The sequence below is a fragment of the Nostoc sp. genome (assembly GCF_036919895.1).
Lineage (GTDB): Bacteria > Cyanobacteriota > Cyanobacteriia > Cyanobacteriales > Nostocaceae > Nostoc.
This window is the reverse complement of the sequence record NZ_JBALBW010000056.1, coordinates 65,942-83,492: the sequence shown is the minus strand read 5'-3', so window position 1 is coordinate 83,492 and position 17,551 is coordinate 65,942. Positions and strand designations below refer to the sequence as shown.

Sequence of the window (17,551 nt, the reverse complement as noted above, 5' to 3'; positions counted from 1 at the left end):
TCGAAAGTTTATGCGAAACAATTAAAATGGCTTCAGTCAGAACATAACCACACATCTGAGCATCCTAGTTGAGTGGCAAATCTTAGGATCTATAAAATGTATAATTCCCGTAAATCCTGCTAAAGTAACAATTTCAGTTTAAAAATCCCAGAGAAAGACAAAATTACCCATTCACTAACTTATGAATGAAGTTGATTTAGCATTTACCCCAGCACTAGAGTTGGCGCAATTAATTTGTCGCCGAGAAATATCACCCCTAGAGTTGGTGGAAATATATTTAGAACGGATTGGCCAGTTAAATCCCCAATTAGGAAGTTATTTTACAGTGACGGCAGAACTAGCGATCGCAGATGCCAAAGCCAAAACAGAATTATTGACAACTACCTCAGAACTACCGCCATTTTTTGGTGTGCCAATTTCCATTAAAGATTTGAATGCTGTAGCTGATGTTACCTGTACTTATGGAAATCCAGCATTACTGAATAATATCCCTAATTATGATGATGGTGTTGTAATGCGGATTAAACAAGCTGGGTTTACTATTCTTGGGAAAACAGCCACATCCGAATTAGGTTCATTTCCATACAGTGAACCTACGGGTTTTCCGCCAGCCAGAAATCCGTGGAATTTAGAATATACCCCTGGTGGTTCCAGTGGTGGCGCGGCGGCGGCGGTAGCAGCAGGATTATGTGCGATCGCTCAAGGTTCTGATGGCGGCGGTTCGATTCGTGGCCCTGCGGCTTGTTGTGGTTTGGTAGGAATCAAACCATCCAGAGGCAGAGTCAGTAAAGCACCCGTAGGCGAACGCCTCGCTGGAATTGCCGTCAACGGCCCCATCGCTCGGACTGTGGCTGATGCTGCTGCCCTTTTGGATGCCATAAGTGGCTATGTCACAGGCGATCCTTACTGGTTGCCAGATCCCGAACCATCATTTCTCGCCGCCACTCAGACAAAACTTAGTGCTTTGCGAATTGCCTTTGACACTAGCATTTCTCCTTTGGGAGAAGCTGATGCCAACTGTCAGCAAGGTGTCCGTCAAACAGTCCAGTTATTAGAACAACTCGGCCATGAAGTTGAACAGAAATCTCCAGATTTTAGCGGTTTAGTCGAACCATTTCAAATCGTTTGGCAAGCTGGAGTAGCTGCGGCGGGACTTCCGGTTGAAGCCTTGCAGCCATTGAATCGCTGGCTATTTGCCCGTACAGGTTCTGTCGCTGACTATCTGAAAGCAGTTTCCCAAATGCAGATAATAGCACGGCAGATTGTGGCGTTTTTTGATACCGTTGATGTGCTGGTATTGCCAGTTTATCTGCATTCACCTATCCGCGTGGGGGAATGGGCTTCGCTGAGTCCAGAAGAGACATTCCAAAATATTATTGAGTGGGTTGCCCCTTGTCCCCCTGCCAATGCAACTGGACAACCTGCGATCGCAATTCCTGTAGGCTTTGATAGTAACGGTTTACCCATGAGTGTGCAGCTAATTGGTAAACCTGCGGCTGAAGCTACACTCATCAGCCTAGCAGCACAATTAGAAGCGGCTAACCCTTGGATTCATCATCGTCCAGCCTTTGCAATATAGGGCGAATCATGCAGGGGTTATAAGTAAGTCGGCGTTAAAAAATTAATTAGTAAACCAAATTTACCCAATCGCAAATATTCTCAAGTGGGGTGTGTTATTACCGTTTCTCTGTGAAGCTGCACTATATTTACCCCCCGCCCCCTATAGTCCTCCCTTACTAAAAGGGGACTAAAGGGGGCAGAAATGATTAAGTTGCCAGATCAATTTTTTGCACTTCTTCATCAGATAGTTTCACATTGATCGCTTGTACTGAGTCTTCGATGCTAGAAACCTTGCTAGCACCAGGAATTGGCAAAATAGCGGGCGACTTAGAACGCAACCAAGCTAGAACGATATTATATAGTGACACATCTTTTTCTTTAGCTAAGTTAGCGATCGCAGGAATATCTTGCAAATTCTGATGGCGATGTCTACCACCAAAGGGACTCCAAGGCAAAAATGTCAATCCTTGCTGTTCGCAATACTTCAACACTCCGTCATTTTCTGGTTGTCGTTGCCAAGGGCTGTATTGATTCTGCACTGAGATAATATCTACTACATCCCGCGATCGCTTAATTTGTTCAACGGAAAAGTTAGAAACTCCCACAAACCTAATTAAACCTGCCTCTACAGCTTCTTTCACAGGCGCAAGAGAATCTTCAATGGTGTAATTACTATCGGGAGAATGGTATTGCCAAACATCGATGGGTTTAGCACCACCCAACGCCTCAAAACTAACTCGAATTGTTTCGCGTAAATGTTCTGGGTTGCCGTTGCTTGTCCAGTTTCCATTAGGACGCATTAAACCGCCCTTAGTTGCGACAATTACTTGGCTAATATCGCCTTTGTAACTAGCAAGCGCCTTATGAATTAGTCGCTCGTTGTGGTGTTTTTCTGACTCATCTTTGCAGTAAGAGTCGGCAGTGTCAATAAATGTAATACCCAAATCCAGAGCATGATGAATAACTTCGATTGATTCAGATTCGGGAGGGCGATTAGAGATTGACATGGGCATACCACCCAAACCGATCGCACTCACAAAGACACCAGTTTTTCCTAGCTGTTTGGTTTCCATGCTTCTAGCTATAGCTTTATGCCCTAATTATCTACCAGCTAGCCAAAGCTTTTTTAGCGATTTCTCATAAATCCTCCCTAGTACTTAGACTTAGCGATCGCTGAATGGATTACCAAGGGCATACTCTACTCAAGGCTTAAGTATTCTATATAGAGGCACTAATGAAAATTGTAGAGGAAACCCGTACTAGATTGCAGCTAAAGCATAGACCACTCAGATATTGGTTTATCGGATGTTGCATTTTTACTATCTGTTTAGGCTTTTTGATTTACTGCTTATTTTTTGAGTCTGCTTCAGTTAGTCTCAATTGCGATCGCGTCTCGCCAACTCAAGTTAACTGTGAATTGAGGCGGTTTAATTTGCTGGGAAGTATGGAGAAACTCAAAATCTTTGACCCCAGAGAAGCATACATTCTGACAAAGACTACTAGCAAAGGGGGGAGAATTTATCAAGTTATAATTGTGACTCCATTTCAAGACTTTCCTCTTTTATCCCATGTTAGCTATGAAGATGATCAGGAATTTACCTTGAAAACTAACGATTTTATTAACTCTAGGCAAACTTCTCTATTCATACAGCAAAATCAGCGAAATTATTTATTTTTCTTAAATTTATCTATATTAATTATTATGGCGATCGCAGCTTATTTTGGAACTTCACCTGTAACTATCTGCACTTTTTATAAGAGTATCGATCGGGTATTTATCGAACGTAAAAGTCTGCGTGGCAACCAAGTTATTGAATATCCACTAGAAAACATTTTGCGTTTTGATATCCAAGAAAAGCAATATAAATACTCTAAGCTTTATCGGATTGTAATTGTATTAAAATCCTTCAAAGAAATCCCAATTAATCCACAATATACTGATGAAAGTAGCATTAGATATGCAGTTTCTAGAATACACTCATTCCTCAAGTTTTAACATTACCGCAAGCAGTACAGATGATTTTCCCATTCGCTTGTACTACTACTTGTGACTGAAGGGGAGCCGGATACGATCGGGAGCATCCAATTTTGCTTAACTTTTTTCCCTCACCCCCAGCCCCTCTCCCATGTTTGGGAGAGGGGGGAAATGACTCTAGTTCCCCTTCTCCCATGTATGGGAGAAGGGGTTAGGGGATGAGGGGTATCAAGGTTTTTGCACATTTGGGATGCTCCCGAGACGCTTCGCTTCTGGTGTATGCTGTTTCTTTTTCCTACTGTAAAACTTTTTTTAGGACGTTCAATCGGACTTTCTTCAACATCAACCGTTACTACTTCTAACTGATAATTATAAGTAGCCCATTTTTCCTTGGAAGCGTGAAAGCCCTCAATAATGATATGACCTTAGCGCGAAGCCCTGGAAGTAACTAAAGTTTGCAAATTAGCTAAAGCGCGATTGTAATCCAAAATAGCTGTAACCCGATTACCTTCTGCTGTTGTCAAGTCATTTTCAGCAGCAATCACCTCTGTTTGAGTGCCTACACCAGCTTGGAACCTCAGTCTTGCTAAATTCAGAGCTTCCCTGGCTTGATTTAAAGCCACACCGGCAGTTTGCACATTCTTTAAATTGGATTGTAATTGAGAATAGAACTGTTCTACATTAAAGCGAATTTGGTCGCGCTGGCTAGCAAATTGAGTCTCTGCGATCGCAATATCAGCTCTCGACTGACCTGCTTTTGCTTTTGCGGCTCCCCCATCAAACAAAGTAAGATTTCCTTGGAGTCCTACTGAATAGCCATCAGTAACGCTAACGCCATCATTATACCGATCTAGCAGGTTATAGCTGGCTGCCAAACTAATTTGCGGCCCTAGCTGAGAAAGTGCCTGACGACGCTGTTGCTCGGCAATATTACGTTGTGCTAAAAATTGTGGCAATTCTGGACGATTTTTAAACGCTTGGACAATACTTTCTTCTACCGTCCGCTCCCAAAGACCCGCCAATTTTACAGAATCTGCGGCACTGATATCAACTGACTGCGACAAACTTAATGTGGTAGCAAGCTGACGACGGGAAATTCGCTGCTGCGAGATCGCATTAGTCAGTTGTTGTTGGGTATTTGCTAAATTAACCTGAGATTGCAACACGTCGAACCGCGTACCCACTCCAGCTTGTTCTCTGGCTTGAGTATCCCGCAAACTAGCTTGGGCATTTTCCACAGCAGATCGATTAATTCTTACTTGTTCATCCGCTTGTTGTAAATCGTAGTATTGAGTTGTGGCATTCAACTTAATTGTCAAAGACTGACTTTCAACATTAAATTCATCCACACGTAGTTGTTCTTCAGCTGCTTGGATTGTTGCTTGTCGATTACCGGAAGTATAGACATCGTAATTCAGTTGTGCTGAACCATTAAAAGAGGTGCTGGCTTGAGATGAATTGTTAGTAAAACCATTACCACTGTTAGTCACACTACTGTTGATTCCCAAAGTAGGAAATAAGGCAGCTTGAGATGCACGCAGAGATGAACGACTGCGTTCTAGCTGCCTTATGGCTACTTGTAAATCTCGATTGTTCCGTTGTACTAGTTCCAAAGCTTGTGCCAAACTGATTGGTACAGTTCCCTGAATCCTTACTTCCTCCGGTTTGGTAGGGAATTGGAGAGGATTGGGATTAGGGTTGAGGTAATTGGGAACCTGTACTGAGTTTGAGGAATTCTGCGGTTTTGAGGGAGTTGCTGCACTTGCTAAAGTTGGAAAAATAATCCCCAACGCTACGCTAACCCAGGTAGAATGCACAAACAATAAGCTAAGATTCATAAATACATGTAGTCATTAATTAGGTTTCTTTGAGGATACAATCAAAAGTTTTCATTTTGATTGACCTACAGAGATTTAAATCTTAAATTTCCTCTCTAATGGTTGATATTAACAAATTAGCCTACAATCAAGCCATCCTGAACTCGAATAATCCTTCTAGTTTGAGCAGCAATATCTGGTTCATGAGTAACAATCACAATCGTGATTCCTTGGTCATTAAGTTCAGTCAGCAAATTCATCACCTCACCAGAAGTTTCAGTATCTAAAGCTCCTGTTGGCTCATCTGCTAAAACTAATGCAGGTCGGTTGACCAAAGCGCGAGCGATCGCTACCCGTTGTTGTTGTCCCCCAGACAGTTGACTAGGACGGTTAGAGATGCGTCCCTGTAATCCTACTTTTTCCAGGGCTTCTAATGCCCTTTCACGGCGTTTAGGCTTGGGTAAATTAGCGTAAACCATTGGTAACATGACGTTTTCCAGCGCTGTCGCCCGCGCCAATAGGTTAAATTGTTGGAACACAAAACCTATCCTTTGGTTGCGGATATACGCTAATTCATCATCATCAAAAGTCGTCAGGTTTCTGCCTTCAAAAATATAGTCTCCAGTCGTGGGACGATCCAGACATCCCAAAATATTCATGAGCGTGGATTTACCAGAACCTGACGCACCCATAATTGAGACATATTCCCCTTCCTCAATGGAGAGTTCAATTCCTTTAAGGATTGGAACACTAACTTCTCCTAAATAGTAAGTTTTAGTAATAGATTCCAACCAAATCATTGTTGTCATATTAATTACGAATTACAAATTACGTTAGCGTAGCGGGGCGTTAGCCCATTACAAATTATCTAGTCACTACGTAAAGCAGTGATTGGATCTAATTTAGATGCGTTCCGTGCTGGAATCACCCCAGCGAGTAAGCCAACGCTCAATGAGAGTCCAAACCCAGCAACGATCGACAAGAAAGAAATTACAAACGGAAATTTGAAAATGCTTGAAGCTACAAAAGCTAATAAAACGCCAGTTGCCATCCCAATACCTCCGCCGACAATGGAAATCACGATCGCTTCGGCTAAAAATTGATTAAGGATTGCTGAATTAGTTGCTCCTACGGCTTTGCGAATCCCGATTTCTCGTGTCCGCTCAACTACAGAAACCAGCATAATGTTAGCAATACCAATTCCACCAACCACTAAGGAAATTCCAGCGATCGCTACCACCATGACTGTAAATAAACCCACAACACTAGTGAAGGTACTCACAATATCAGCTTGATTAGTCAGTCGAAAATCATCAGCTTGTGGTGGATAAATGTTATGACGCAGCCGTAAAAGATTGGTAACTTGAAACTGAGCAGCTTCTAACTCCTCCTGATTAGCACCTTTAACTAAAATTCCATTTACAGAAACACCTACCAGGGCGTTGTTCCCAACTAGTCTCTTGGACATACTAGTTAGAGGAATGAAAACCTGGTCATCTCGATCCATCGGCCCTTGAGAACCTTTAGCTTCCATCACCCCAATCACTTCATAAGCCTCTCCCTGAATGCGAATTTTCTCGCCGAGCGGATTTACACCCTGTCCAAAGAGTGTTTTTTGAACTGTAGGGCCAAGAATAGCTACCTGTGCAGTAATATCTAGTTCTTCTTGAGTAAAATATCTCCCTTGCTGAGGGTGAGTATTCCTGACTTCTGGGTAGTTCAAATCTGTGCCATAAATGGTTGTTGAGGTATTCTGTCCTGCATATACAACTTGAGCGCTGCGTTGGAGATAAGCAGAAACCATTTGTGCTGATGGCGCTTGTGTAGCGATCGCCTTAGCATCTTCCCAAGTCAAGGTGCTGCTAGAACCTACTCCTTGACGGACATTTCCGCTTCTTGCAGCACCCGCTAAGATTTGGATCACATCTGTACCCAATGCTTGGATCTGTTGCTCAACCCCCTTTTGCACTCCCTGACCGACAGAAGTAATGGCAATGACTGAAGAAATCCCAATAATCACGCCCAACATAGTTAAACCTGTGCGTAATTTGTTACTCCACAGAGTCTCTGCCGCCATTGTCAAGATTTCCAGCAACGGTACTGTGCGGGTATTCTTAGCTTTGTAAAAGCCCTTAAATCTCTTAAACATAAGGTTTTATTTAAAACTCATTTCTTCCTTCTCTTCCTTTGTGTCCTTTGCGTCCTTTGCGGTAATGCCTCCGGCACGCTCCGCGAACGTTAAAAAACTCACTTTAAGGGGAACCACCACCTGAACGACCGCCACCTGAACGACCGCCGCCGCCACCGCCTCCTCCTAGACCAGGGAAAACTCCTCCACGAGGTGTTGATTGCGGACGCGATCCAGGTGGGAAACTGAGTAATACTCTCTCGTTTCCTGTCAATCCAGACTTAACTTCAGTAAAGTTGTTCACGGTAACGCCAGTCTCGATGCGAGTAAACACAGGTTTGTTATCTGCTCCAGCCACATACACACCTGTGGCATTTTGTTGGCGCACCACTGAGGCTGTTGGCACTACTAAAACATTTTCAACTTGACCGACTTGAAAATCTACTTCTGCATTCATCCCAGACCGCAGTAGTCTTTGAGGATCTGAAAGTGATACTCTCACTTCAAAACTGGTGACGTTTTGCTCTACTATTGCTTGGGCTGCGATTTGGCTGACTTTACCTTCAAAGGTTTTTCCTGGGTAGGCATCTGCTGTAATCGAGACTTTTTGACCAAGGCTGATTTTGGAAATATTTGTTTCTGCTAAATTTGCAACAACTTCATTTGTTGAAGCTAGAGACAAGATTGAAGAAGAAGAAGAAGAAGCTACTTCACTACTAGCAGTTGTGGGAGTCACGAAAGCACCTGGATCGGCAAATTTCTTTGTCACCACCCCATCAAAAGGGGCGCGAATGATCGTGTCATTGATTTCGGCTTGGATGTTTTGCAGCGAACCCCGAGCAGATGTTACCTGGGCGCGGGCTGCGTTAATGTCTTCTTGGCGCGTTCCCGCTTTCAAAAGTGCCAAAGCTTGCTGTCTCTGCTTCACCACGGCTCTTGCTTGCTCGATGTCTTCTGGACGTGACCCAGCTTTTTGTAATCCCAGTGCTTGCTGTGCTTCATTGACACTAGCTTGGGCGCTATCGCGAGTGGCACGATTTTGGTTAAGAGTCTGAAGGGAAATACCGCCTGCATTATAAAGCTGTTGATTGCGAACTAAATCGTCTTCTGCTTGGCGAAGGGTGGCTTGAGCGCTTTGCAAACGTGCCTGTGCTTGGCCAATATCTTGAGAGCGATTACCTGCTTGTACCTTTTGCAGATTCGCCTCAGCTTCGTCTAATACTCCTTGGGCTTGAGCAATATCTTGAGGACGATTACCTGCGATCGCTTTTTGCAAATTCGCCTCGGCTTGTGCCAATTGTCCTTGAGCAGAGGTGAGTTGCCCCCGCAGATTAGAATCATCCATGTAAGCGACAATCTGTCCTTGTTTGACGATATCCCCTTCCTTCGCCAGCAGGCTTTTCAGAATGCCGGAATTTTTTGGGCTGAGGTTAATCGAGCGCTCAGGCTTCACCGTTCCGTTTGCTGAAACTGTGATTGTTAAACTCTGCCTTTGTACAGGTCTTGTCAGCACTTTACGGCTAGCTTGTTGCTGGGAAACAACGACTACTTGATAATAAACTGCATAGCCAATTCCCCCCAAAAGGCAAAAAGCAATTAGCCAAGAGAGCCAATTTCGTCTGCCCTTTTTTTTCTTGATCTCTGGAAGCGAAACTGATGAATCTACGGCATTTGGTGTATCAATCTTCATGTCCATTTTGTCTATAAGGAACGGCTACCAAGCTGGTTGTTCAAGGCTAAAACTATAACCTGGTAGCCTTTATACTGACAATTATTTTGGGTTAAGAGTGTTTTAAAGGTTTATTTGCAGTACCAACCCACTAGGAAGTCTGAAATAATCATCACGGACTCTTACTAATCTTCCAGCAGGAACAATTTCCTGACTGGGAAGAAGAATATCTCCGTTGGGAAGTCTGAAGTAACCTTGATTACGCAATCTGGCTATGGATCTAGCAGGAATAATTTGCCCATTGGGATATCTGATATCACCATTACCAAGTCTGACTACTCTGCTATAGGATTGGTTGTCACGGTTCCAATTATCCCGATCTCTAGAGTTTCTGACTTCTCCAGGATAGGATCTGCCGTTGCGGTTCCAATTATTTCTGTCTCCAGAGTTTCCATTTTCTCTATAGTTGCCTCTGCCGTCGCGATCGCGGTTCAAATTACTTCTGTCTCCAGGGTTTCCATCTTCTCTATAGTTGCCTCTGCCGTCGCGATCCCGATCTTGATTGTTCTGAGCAACAGAGTAGGCTTTCGTCTGGGCACTTGCAGGAGCAGTCAAGATAGTGGGAACAATTATTAGGGCAGCAGCAGCTAAGACTATGGATATACGGTTTGGTTTAAACATGGAATTAAATCCTTATTTAGATTAAAGTTCTATTTGGCTTAGGTTCCGATTCAGCAATCTTGGATAGTTGCTTTTGTTGTGGGATCAAGGTATTTGATATTTACCTCATCGTATAAATTCATACATAATAATTATCGATCAAAAACTTTAAACCAATGTATGACCAAAGTCATAAGTAATTCCAAACTTATGTATGACCAAAGTCATCAGTTTTTTAATGGGGAATAGGAGATGAATAAAAATATTAAATTTAATCCTGCATTGGTGCAATTCCTTGCCAGACAATGTCCACAAAACTTTGGATAAATGCTGAGACTTCTATGGCACGAACTTCAGAATTTAAGTAAGTTCCTATTGGTAAATTGACCCTTTCTATAATGGCTTGAGACGAAATCTGTTCTAAGAAAACGTAGTTCATCAGCGATCCGAGTAAAATATGAGCCACTGTCTGGGGATCGCAAGGGCGAAGGCGATTTTGGTTTATTTCATGCTGTAGGAAAGCGGTTAGTGCTTTGATATCTCGTATGGGTCTTGGTTCTTTATCTCCAGGTTCTGGAAGCGCATTGCCTCGCGATCGCAGCATCATAATCTGAGGCAGCACCTCGCTATAGAATTCCATTATCTTGAAGCAAATACTGATTAGATTTTCTTTGAGATCGCCTTTACCACAAAGAGATTCCAACTCGTTCACCCACAGGGGTTTTTCTGGAATTCCCATCGCCGCAAAAAATAATTCTTCTTTCGTTGAGAATCGCTTGAAAATTGAAGCTTCAGAAATCCCAGCCTGTTGAGCAATTTCTAAGGTTGAAGCACCAAATCCATGTTGCAGGAAAATTTGACGAGCCGCTTCTAAGATTTGCTGATTGGTGATTCTGGGTATACGAGCCATAAATAAGTGAGTGATTACTTATTAATATATTGCCTTAGTGATAGGGATGTCAAGAGCTAATGACGTAAGATTTTGCTACCGTCAAGAGCGGAGATCGTTTAAGCTAGCTGAAAGATTCTTTGATTAGTGGCTTAAAGGCGGTAATGTGCCTAAACATGTTCGTTTGATTTCTTTTCTAATGGTCTGTAGTTTGTGGAGTATGCCAAAAGCCGCTAACGCGCAGGCATTAATACCCCATACACTGCAACTAGATGGGGCAAAGTTAGAGAAGCAGGGGTTGAGTCTGGCACAAGAGGCGGCTCAACTAGCTCAGTTTCAACAGGTTGAATTAGCTTTGCCGCGAGCGCGTCTGGCTAGTCAACTAGCTCCGAAGAATGACAAAGTGTGGTTGCTCTTAGGTGGATTGCAACTACAGACCAAAGAGTTTGACGGGGCGATCGCTAGTTTGAAAAAAGCGCAATCTCTCAACCCCAAAAATGGTGATATTTTGTTTGCTTTGGGTTCAGCTAATTTTCAGCAGAAAAATTACCAAGCAGCTGTTGTCAATTACCAAGACGGTTTGAAGTTAAAACCCAACGATCCAGAAGGGTTATTTGACTTGGGTAATGCTTACTTTCTGCTGGGTCGATTGCCAGATGCGATCGCCCAGTACGATAAAGCTGTCTCTCAAGATAAAAAATTCTGGCCAGCGCTCAACAACATTGGCTTAATCAACTACGAACAGGGTAATACACCCGAAGCAATTAAGCGGTGGCAATCTGCTGTCAGCCTTGATAAGCAAGCCGCAGAACCTTTGTTAGCTTTGGCAGTGGCACTGTACACTAAAGGCGATCGCCAACAAGGATTAAGCTTAGGCGAAGCTGCACTCCGTATCGATCAGCGCTATGCTAATTTGAATTTTCTCAAAGAAAACCTCTGGGGCGATCGCCTACTGTCTGATACGAAAAAATTCTTAGAATTACCCCGTATTCAAGCAGCCCTACAGCAACGAGAAAACTCGTCATCAGCGCCTGAAAAACAGCCTACTCAATAGGAGCAGGGGAGCAGGGGAGCAGGGGAGTAGGGGAGCAGAAGGGAAAGAAGTAATTTTTCATTAGTCCCATTTCCCATTTCCCATTCCCTATTGACTTTCCTATTACCACTTGCCTAACAGTACCTTTTCGTAGTACACCTATACTAACTAAAGACGGGAAATAGTCGCCCAAAAACCTTTGCGGGCGATTATTCCTGAAATCAGTTGTCAATTCTCACTGGTTGTCTGTGGGTAGAAGTGCAATGATTTGGTCAACAAACTGTTGATGGTCAACAACTGGCTTAGAAATGTAGCCATCAGCACCGCTTTGCTTAAGAAAATTCTCGCGATCGCCTTCCATCGCATGTGCTGTCACCAAAATAACAGGTAGGTTTGCTGTTTTTGGATCAGATTTTAACATTTGTGTAATCTTGATTCCATCAACAGATTTACCTTGATAAACACTTCTAGACAGAGAAACATCCATCAAAATTAGGTCGGCTTCTCCTGATTGGGCAATTTTTATTACTTCCTCAACATTTTCAGTATGTTTCACTCCTAAGCCGCCGCGCTTGGACAAAATCTTGGAAAAAACGCGGGCATTAATTAGATCGTCTTCGACAATTAAAACAGTTTTCATGAGAATTTTAGTAATAGAGGTAGATGTAAGGAGCTTAGGCAATTCAAAATTAAAAACGAGAAAATGCAGTCATGGGAAGTATCCTGGCTACGGAGTCTATACAAATTAAGTGTGCAGCAGATTATCATTCTATTAAAACAGCTACTTGCTATCCGTTACCTTTTTAATAGTCTATGTACATCCTTGTCATCAAGGATGATACTACTGCTTTTTCTTCTATGACTATCAAAATTTTGTTAGGAATCCCACTTCATCCGTTATGCTGTGGTTGCTGCAATATTGAGTTACGCCAGCTTTTGTGTAGTTAAATTTCAGGGAAAAAACTCATGGCAAAACAGTTAAACCTTCTCTCAACGGGACAGGTAATTCCAACAGCCCTGCACACCGAGATGCAACGGTCTTATCTCGAATATGCCATGAGCGTGATTGTCGGGCGAGCGCTACCAGACGTGCGTGATGGCTTAAAACCAGTGCATCGCCGCATTTTGTATGCAATGCACGAACTCGGTTTAGTACCAGATAGACCTTATCGAAAATGTGCGCGTGTAGTGGGTGATGTGTTGGGTAAATACCATCCCCACGGCGACCAATCAGTTTACGATGCTTTAGTTAGGCTGGTGCAAGATTTTTCTAGCCGCTATCCTTTGCTAGCCGGACATGGTAACTTTGGCAGCGTTGATAATGACCCGCCGGCGGCGATGCGTTATACAGAAACGCGCCTCGCACCCATCAGCCATGAGGGAATGCTGACAGAAATTGGTGAAGAAACGGTGGAATTTATCGGGAACTTCGATAATTCCCAGCAAGAACCAACGGTGTTACCTGCTCAATTACCGTTTCTGTTGCTCAATGGCTGTTCTGGGATTGCTGTGGGAATGGCGACAAATGTTCCACCGCACAACTTAGGGGAAGTTGTGGATGGGTTAATCGCTTTAATCGATAACCCAGATTTGGCAGATGAAAAATTATTTGAGCTAATTCCAGGGCCAGACTTTCCCACAGGTGGAGAAATAATTGGTGAGACGGGAATTCGGGAAGCATACACCACAGGTAAAGGTGGAATTTTGCTGCGGGGAGTTGCAACTCTGGAGGAAATTCCAGCCAGTAGGGGAAGCAAGCGACGGACGGCAATTATCATTACAGAATTGCCTTATCAAGTGAACAAGGCCGCTTGGATTGAGAAGGTGGCGGACTTAGTAAATCAAGGACGTTTGCAAGGAATTTCCGATCTTCGGGATGAGAGCGATCGCGAAGGGATGCGAGTAGTAATTGAACTCAAACGCGATACCAATCCCCAAGAAGTTCTCCAGCATTTGTATCACCAAACTGCTTTACAAATGACCTTTGGGGCAATTCTCTTAGCGATCGTCAATGGACAACCCCGCCAGTTAAGTTTGCGTCAACTTTTGCAAGAATTTTTGAGTTTCCGCGAAGAGACGCTGAACCGTCGCTACAATTACGAGTTGGGGAAAGCTCAAAGTCGTGTGCATTTGGTAGAAGGTTTACTCAAAGCCCTATCTAATTTGGATCGGGTAATTGAAATTTTACGGCAAGCTCCCGATGGAAGTACGGCAAAAATAAATCTTTGTAGCCAACTAGATTTGAGTGAGGTGCAAGGAGATGCAATTTTGGCTATGCCGTTGCGTCGTCTCACCAGTTTAGAACAGCAAAATTTGCAGCAAGAATTTGAGCAAGTTAGCGAACAAATTAGTTCGCTAGAACAATTACTCAACGATCGCCGCGAATTACTCAAGGCGCTGAAAAAAGAATTGCGATCGCTCAAGCGCAAATACAGCGATCCTCGGCGGACAAAAATCGGAGAAGAACAAAAGTCTAAGGCAGAGGAGCAGAGGAGCAGAGGGACAGAGGAGGAAGAGGAAAACCTGAAATCTTCTGAACCGGCAGAGGAAGCAATTTTAGAATTTACCCAACGGGGTTATGTTCGCCGCACGCAGCCATCTGGGAAAAAGTCGAAAGCTGAAAATGGTCTGCACGATAACGACTTCATTATCCAAACTGTGTTGACTGACACCCAAAAAGATTTACTAATACTAACTGGTGGTGGCAAAGTCTACCCTGTGAATGTGGGAGAAATCCCCCCAACTACTGGGCGTTCTCCACGGGGAAAACCTTTGATTACAATGCTCAGTAATACTGCTCAAGGCGCTCAAGAAGCTGTGGTCAGCCGCTTTGTACTACCAGACAATCTCGAAACTCAGCAGATGATTCTCTTAACAAAACAGGGAAGAATTAAGCGTCTGTCTCTGGGAGAATTCACAAACTTAACGCGGCGCGGAATCACGATTTTGAAGCTCAAAGACGATGATGAATTGTCATTTACCCAATTCACCAATCCAGGGGCGCATCTGATTTTAGCTAGTTCCGGTGGGCGAGTGTTGCGTTTTGTAGCCAATGATGAACAGTTACCCGTTATGGGTCGCGCAGCAATGGGTTTACAAGCATTCCGACTATTGAAAAATCAGCAAATGGTTGGCTGTGTCACTGTCGGTAAAGATGACCAATTATTGCTAGTTACTCAAGAAGGATATGCCAAGCGGATGGCTGCAAGTCAGTTAAGAGCGGCTAATCGCGGCGATTTGGGGACGCAAGCGATGAAATTTGCCAGCAAAACTGATAATTTAGCTGGTATGGTTATAGCGATCGCATCTGGTGAGGTCGCTTTAGTGACGAATAAGGAACGGGTAGTGCGAATACCTGTGGAAACCGTGCCGATTTTAGGTAGAGATGTGAAAGGTGAAAGCATTCTTCAACTCAACCGCGATGAAAAAATTATTACCGTGGCTGAAGTGCGATCGTAAATCAGAGTCATGTTCAACTTGCGACAAGCCAACTTGCAGGACTTAGAGACGCTAATCCAAGTGCCTCTTGAACTCCTGCGGGTTTAGAAGCCTACATTATGAATGTGTATAGAATTCCTATGTGGCGATCGCAGGGAATTGCGACAGCATTATTAAAAATTATCAGCTTTGTGAGAGCAACTGAAGCAAAATGCCTCTGGCTTCACGCCACTGACGATAGTAAACCTATGTATGAGAAGTTTGGTTTTGTCTTGACTTCAAAAGAAATGGAAATTGTCTACTACTGACTTAAATTATCAGTATATTTTTAATTTAAAATAATAACATCTATCTATATAAGGCAATTCATCTAAAATATTTGATAATTAGTCTCAATAAAGTTATATTGTTCATAAGGCTAAAAATCTGAATAACATTTATTCTGCCTCAGTAAATCTCACTGAAGGTTGATGTTTTAATATGTATAAATAGCTATGTCCATTTATGTCAAGGTATGGAAACAAAAGTATAAAAAATGTTGCTTTTATAAAAATATTTGTTATATTAGTTTACATAAGGCAATAAACCTTAAAAATTAAGTTTGGAGTCCGAACCATGACAAACGCAAGCACAACAAAAGTCACTACTCCTGTAATTATTGAAGATCGCAACGCTTGGCGCTGGGGCTTTACCCCACAAGCAGAAGTTTGGAACGGTCGTTTGGCAATGATTGGCTTTTCAGCCGCCATTTTGGTTGAAGTTTTCTCTGGTCAAGGCTTCCTACATTTTTGGGGCATCTTGTAAGTTTTAATATCTAAGATGACCTCAAAATGACCTATAAATAAAAAAACCTGGAGTGCTAATTCACTACCAGGTTTTTTATTTGTTTGCGATTAGTCATTCGCTTTAAACAAATGACTAATAACTAATGACTACCGAATATATTCCTTGAGAACGCTGTTACGATTGGGGTGGCGTAACTTACGAAGTGCCTTCGCCTCAATTTGACGAATCCGTTCGCGGGTAACGTTGAAAATCTGTCCGATTTCCTCAAGGGTCTTCATCCGACCATCATCCAAGCCGTAACGCAGTCTGAGGACATCACGTTCGCGGGGGCTGAGGCTATCGAGGACTTTTTCCAAGTCTTCGCGCAGAAGATTTTTGGAAACTTGGTCTTCTGGTGTTTCACCATCAGATTCAATAAAATCGCCTAACCGAGAATCTTCTTCTTTACCAATAGGCGTTTCTAGCGAAATAGGCAACTGGGCAGATTTAGCAATAAACCGCAACTTCTCAATGGTCATTTCCATCCGAGTAGCGATTTCTTCCTCGGTTGGTTTGCGACCCATTTCTTGAGATAGTAACTTGGTAGTTTTCTTAATCCGAGAGATGGTTTCGTAAAGGTGAACTGGAAGACGAATTGTGCGGGATTGGTCTGCGATCGCGCGGGTAATTGCTTGACGAATCCACCATGTAGCGTAGGTAGAAAACTTATAACCTTTCTCATGGTCAAACTTTTCCGCCGCGCGAATCAAACCGAGACTGCCTTCCTGAATTAAATCTTGGAACGACAAACCACGATTCATGTACTTCTTGGCAATTGAAACCACAAGACGGAGGTTAGATTGCACCATCTTATCTTTCGCCCGACGACCAACATGGAGCCTATAACGAAAAGCTGGCAAAGGTAGTTGTACTGCTTCTGCCCATTCACTATCTTTAGGATCGCGATCTAACTGTTCTGATAGTCTTTCCCGCACCCTCTCTAATTCCAGCAAATCGGCGATTTTCCGCGCCAATTCGATTTCTTCGTCTGCCCGCAACAGCCGAATTCTACCAATTTCTTGCAAGTAAAGCCGAATGGAATCTTCTGTGTAATGCTTTTTCTTGCTTTGTGTCCGACGACGCGATTTAGCGGCTTTTCCAGACTTTGCGTCGTCCTCATCAGTCTGAGGCTCTAAAAATTCATCGTCACCTTCATCGATGATAAGCAAGTCCTCTTCATCATCTATTAAGAGTTCTTCTAACTCGAGCTCAGGCTGATTCATTATTTCTAGTTCAGGCTGATATATGCTTTCGAGTACGTTGTTAGCCTGGTTCATGCCGCGTTCCTCATGCTCCTTGCAGAATCAATTACTCAAGATGTGTTTATTGCTCTTTTAAACGAGCCAATTGTCAACCGAAAATAAGTTTTTTGGCAGATTTGCCAGAAATATTTTCGGACATTTTGCACCTCCTGTTGGAGGTTTTTTAGTTTAGTTTAAGCCACGTCTAAAAGTGATTTGTTCACCTTAGTAAATGTTATATGTGTTGCTATCACATACTGCTTTCAACTAACTGGTCAAAAAAAATACTCGTCTCTCTTAAAAAAATTGCCACTCT

General features: G+C 43.1%; 15 protein-coding genes. 6 read left to right on the top strand and 9 right to left on the bottom strand.

From position 1 onward, the window contains the following. Positions 1–181 precede the first annotated feature (181 nt). Complete coding sequence (locus V7K55_RS10210; protein ID WP_334830783.1) at positions 182–1,579, top strand: amidase; 1,398 nt, start codon at positions 182–184, stop codon at positions 1,577–1,579. 187 nt (positions 1,580–1,766) lie between these two features. Here the strand turns inward: V7K55_RS10210 and V7K55_RS10205 are convergent, their stop codons facing one another. Further along, positions 1,767–2,633, bottom strand: coding sequence for an aldo/keto reductase (locus V7K55_RS10205; protein WP_334830781.1), 867 nt, complete (start codon positions 2,631–2,633; stop codon positions 1,767–1,769). Positions 2,634–2,794: 161 nt separating this feature from the next. Between V7K55_RS10205 and V7K55_RS10200 the strand changes: the two genes are divergently transcribed. After that, entirely contained in the window at positions 2,795–3,556 is a 762-nt protein-coding gene (locus V7K55_RS10200; RefSeq protein ID WP_334830779.1) for a hypothetical protein, read from the top strand. A 404-nt stretch (positions 3,557–3,960) separates the two neighbouring features. Here the strand turns inward: V7K55_RS10200 and V7K55_RS10195 are convergent, their stop codons facing one another. The 6 genes from V7K55_RS10195 to V7K55_RS10170 all read right to left on the bottom strand — a co-directional run bounded on the left by V7K55_RS10195 (position 3,961) and on the right by V7K55_RS10170 (position 10,719). Then, positions 3,961–5,373, bottom strand: coding sequence for a TolC family protein (locus V7K55_RS10195; protein ID WP_334830777.1), 1,413 nt, complete (start codon positions 5,371–5,373; stop codon positions 3,961–3,963). A gap of 116 nt (positions 5,374–5,489) precedes the next feature. Then, the gene (locus V7K55_RS10190) at positions 5,490–6,161 is read right to left on the bottom strand and encodes an ABC transporter ATP-binding protein (protein ID WP_334830775.1); all 672 of its coding nucleotides are present in this window, start codon (positions 6,159–6,161) and stop codon (positions 5,490–5,492) included. A gap of 59 nt (positions 6,162–6,220) precedes the next feature. Next, positions 6,221–7,501 carry an ABC transporter permease gene (locus V7K55_RS10185; protein WP_334830773.1) on the bottom strand — a complete coding sequence of 427 codons (1,281 nt, stop codon included), beginning with the start codon at positions 7,499–7,501 and terminating at the stop codon, positions 6,221–6,223. A 103-nt stretch (positions 7,502–7,604) separates the two neighbouring features. Continuing rightward, a complete protein-coding gene (locus tag V7K55_RS10180) occupies positions 7,605–9,170 on the bottom strand; it encodes an efflux RND transporter periplasmic adaptor subunit (RefSeq protein WP_334830770.1) in 1,566 nt (521 codons plus the stop codon). A gap of 102 nt (positions 9,171–9,272) precedes the next feature. Beyond that, a complete protein-coding gene (locus tag V7K55_RS10175; RefSeq protein WP_334830768.1) occupies positions 9,273–9,830 on the bottom strand; it encodes a hypothetical protein in 558 nt (185 codons plus the stop codon). Between the two features lie 250 nt (positions 9,831–10,080). After that, positions 10,081–10,719 (bottom strand): TetR/AcrR family transcriptional regulator, encoded by a 639-nt coding sequence (locus V7K55_RS10170; protein WP_334830766.1) that lies wholly within the window; start codon positions 10,717–10,719, stop codon positions 10,081–10,083. 145 nt (positions 10,720–10,864) lie between these two features. Here V7K55_RS10170 and V7K55_RS10165 point away from each other — a divergent pair, with 145 nt between their 5' ends. After that, positions 10,865–11,752: a tetratricopeptide repeat protein gene (locus V7K55_RS10165; RefSeq protein ID WP_334830763.1), complete on the top strand. Its 888-nt coding sequence runs from the start codon at positions 10,865–10,867 to the stop codon at positions 11,750–11,752. Positions 11,753–11,966: 214 nt separating this feature from the next. Here the strand turns inward: V7K55_RS10165 and V7K55_RS10160 are convergent, their stop codons facing one another. Beyond that, positions 11,967–12,371 (bottom strand): response regulator, encoded by a 405-nt coding sequence (locus V7K55_RS10160; protein ID WP_094332808.1) that lies wholly within the window; start codon positions 12,369–12,371, stop codon positions 11,967–11,969. Positions 12,372–12,697: 326 nt separating this feature from the next. On the opposite strand from V7K55_RS10160, the gene gyrA reads away from it, so the two are divergent. From gyrA to V7K55_RS10145, 3 genes are all read left to right on the top strand, one after another. Further along, positions 12,698–15,190 (top strand): DNA gyrase subunit A, encoded by a 2,493-nt coding sequence (gyrA, locus tag V7K55_RS10155; protein WP_334830760.1) that lies wholly within the window; start codon positions 12,698–12,700, stop codon positions 15,188–15,190. A 98-nt stretch (positions 15,191–15,288) separates the two neighbouring features. Next, positions 15,289–15,477 carry a GNAT family N-acetyltransferase gene (locus V7K55_RS10150; RefSeq protein ID WP_334830758.1) on the top strand — a complete coding sequence of 63 codons (189 nt, stop codon included), beginning with the start codon at positions 15,289–15,291 and terminating at the stop codon, positions 15,475–15,477. A gap of 307 nt (positions 15,478–15,784) precedes the next feature. Next, positions 15,785–15,973 (top strand): chlorophyll a/b-binding protein, encoded by a 189-nt coding sequence (locus V7K55_RS10145; RefSeq protein WP_334830756.1) that lies wholly within the window; start codon positions 15,785–15,787, stop codon positions 15,971–15,973. 128 nt (positions 15,974–16,101) lie between these two features. Here V7K55_RS10145 and rpoD read toward each other — a convergent pair whose 3' ends face one another. Then, the gene (gene rpoD / locus V7K55_RS10140; RefSeq protein ID WP_334830754.1) at positions 16,102–17,271 is read right to left on the bottom strand and encodes an RNA polymerase sigma factor RpoD; all 1,170 of its coding nucleotides are present in this window, start codon (positions 17,269–17,271) and stop codon (positions 16,102–16,104) included. Between the last annotated feature and the right edge of the window lie 280 nt (positions 17,272–17,551).

Bases quoted from the DNA above. Each gene is read 5' to 3' on its own strand.
- V7K55_RS10205 (WP_334830781.1), bottom strand. From the start codon at position 2,633: ATGGAAACCAAACAGCTAGGAAAAACTGGTGTCTTTGTGAGTGCGATC.
- V7K55_RS10200 (WP_334830779.1), top strand. From the start codon at position 2,795: ATGAAAATTGTAGAGGAAACCCGTACTAGATTGCAGCTAAAGCATAGA.
- V7K55_RS10210 (WP_334830783.1), top strand. From the start codon at position 182: ATGAATGAAGTTGATTTAGCATTTACCCCAGCACTAGAGTTGGCGCAA.
- V7K55_RS10190 (WP_334830775.1), bottom strand. From the start codon at position 6,161: ATGACAACAATGATTTGGTTGGAATCTATTACTAAAACTTACTATTTA.
- V7K55_RS10180 (WP_334830770.1), bottom strand. From the start codon at position 9,170: ATGAAGATTGATACACCAAATGCCGTAGATTCATCAGTTTCGCTTCCA.
- V7K55_RS10145 (WP_334830756.1), top strand. From the start codon at position 15,785: ATGACAAACGCAAGCACAACAAAAGTCACTACTCCTGTAATTATTGAA.
- rpoD (WP_334830754.1), bottom strand. From the start codon at position 17,271: ATGAACCAGGCTAACAACGTACTCGAAAGCATATATCAGCCTGAACTA.
- V7K55_RS10195 (WP_334830777.1), bottom strand. From the start codon at position 5,373: ATGAATCTTAGCTTATTGTTTGTGCATTCTACCTGGGTTAGCGTAGCG.
- V7K55_RS10150 (WP_334830758.1), top strand. From the start codon at position 15,289: ATGAATGTGTATAGAATTCCTATGTGGCGATCGCAGGGAATTGCGACA.
- V7K55_RS10170 (WP_334830766.1), bottom strand. From the start codon at position 10,719: ATGGCTCGTATACCCAGAATCACCAATCAGCAAATCTTAGAAGCGGCT.
- gyrA (WP_334830760.1), top strand. From the start codon at position 12,698: ATGGCAAAACAGTTAAACCTTCTCTCAACGGGACAGGTAATTCCAACA.
- V7K55_RS10175 (WP_334830768.1), bottom strand. From the start codon at position 9,830: ATGTTTAAACCAAACCGTATATCCATAGTCTTAGCTGCTGCTGCCCTA.
- V7K55_RS10185 (WP_334830773.1), bottom strand. From the start codon at position 7,501: ATGTTTAAGAGATTTAAGGGCTTTTACAAAGCTAAGAATACCCGCACA.
- V7K55_RS10160 (WP_094332808.1), bottom strand. From the start codon at position 12,371: ATGAAAACTGTTTTAATTGTCGAAGACGATCTAATTAATGCCCGCGTT.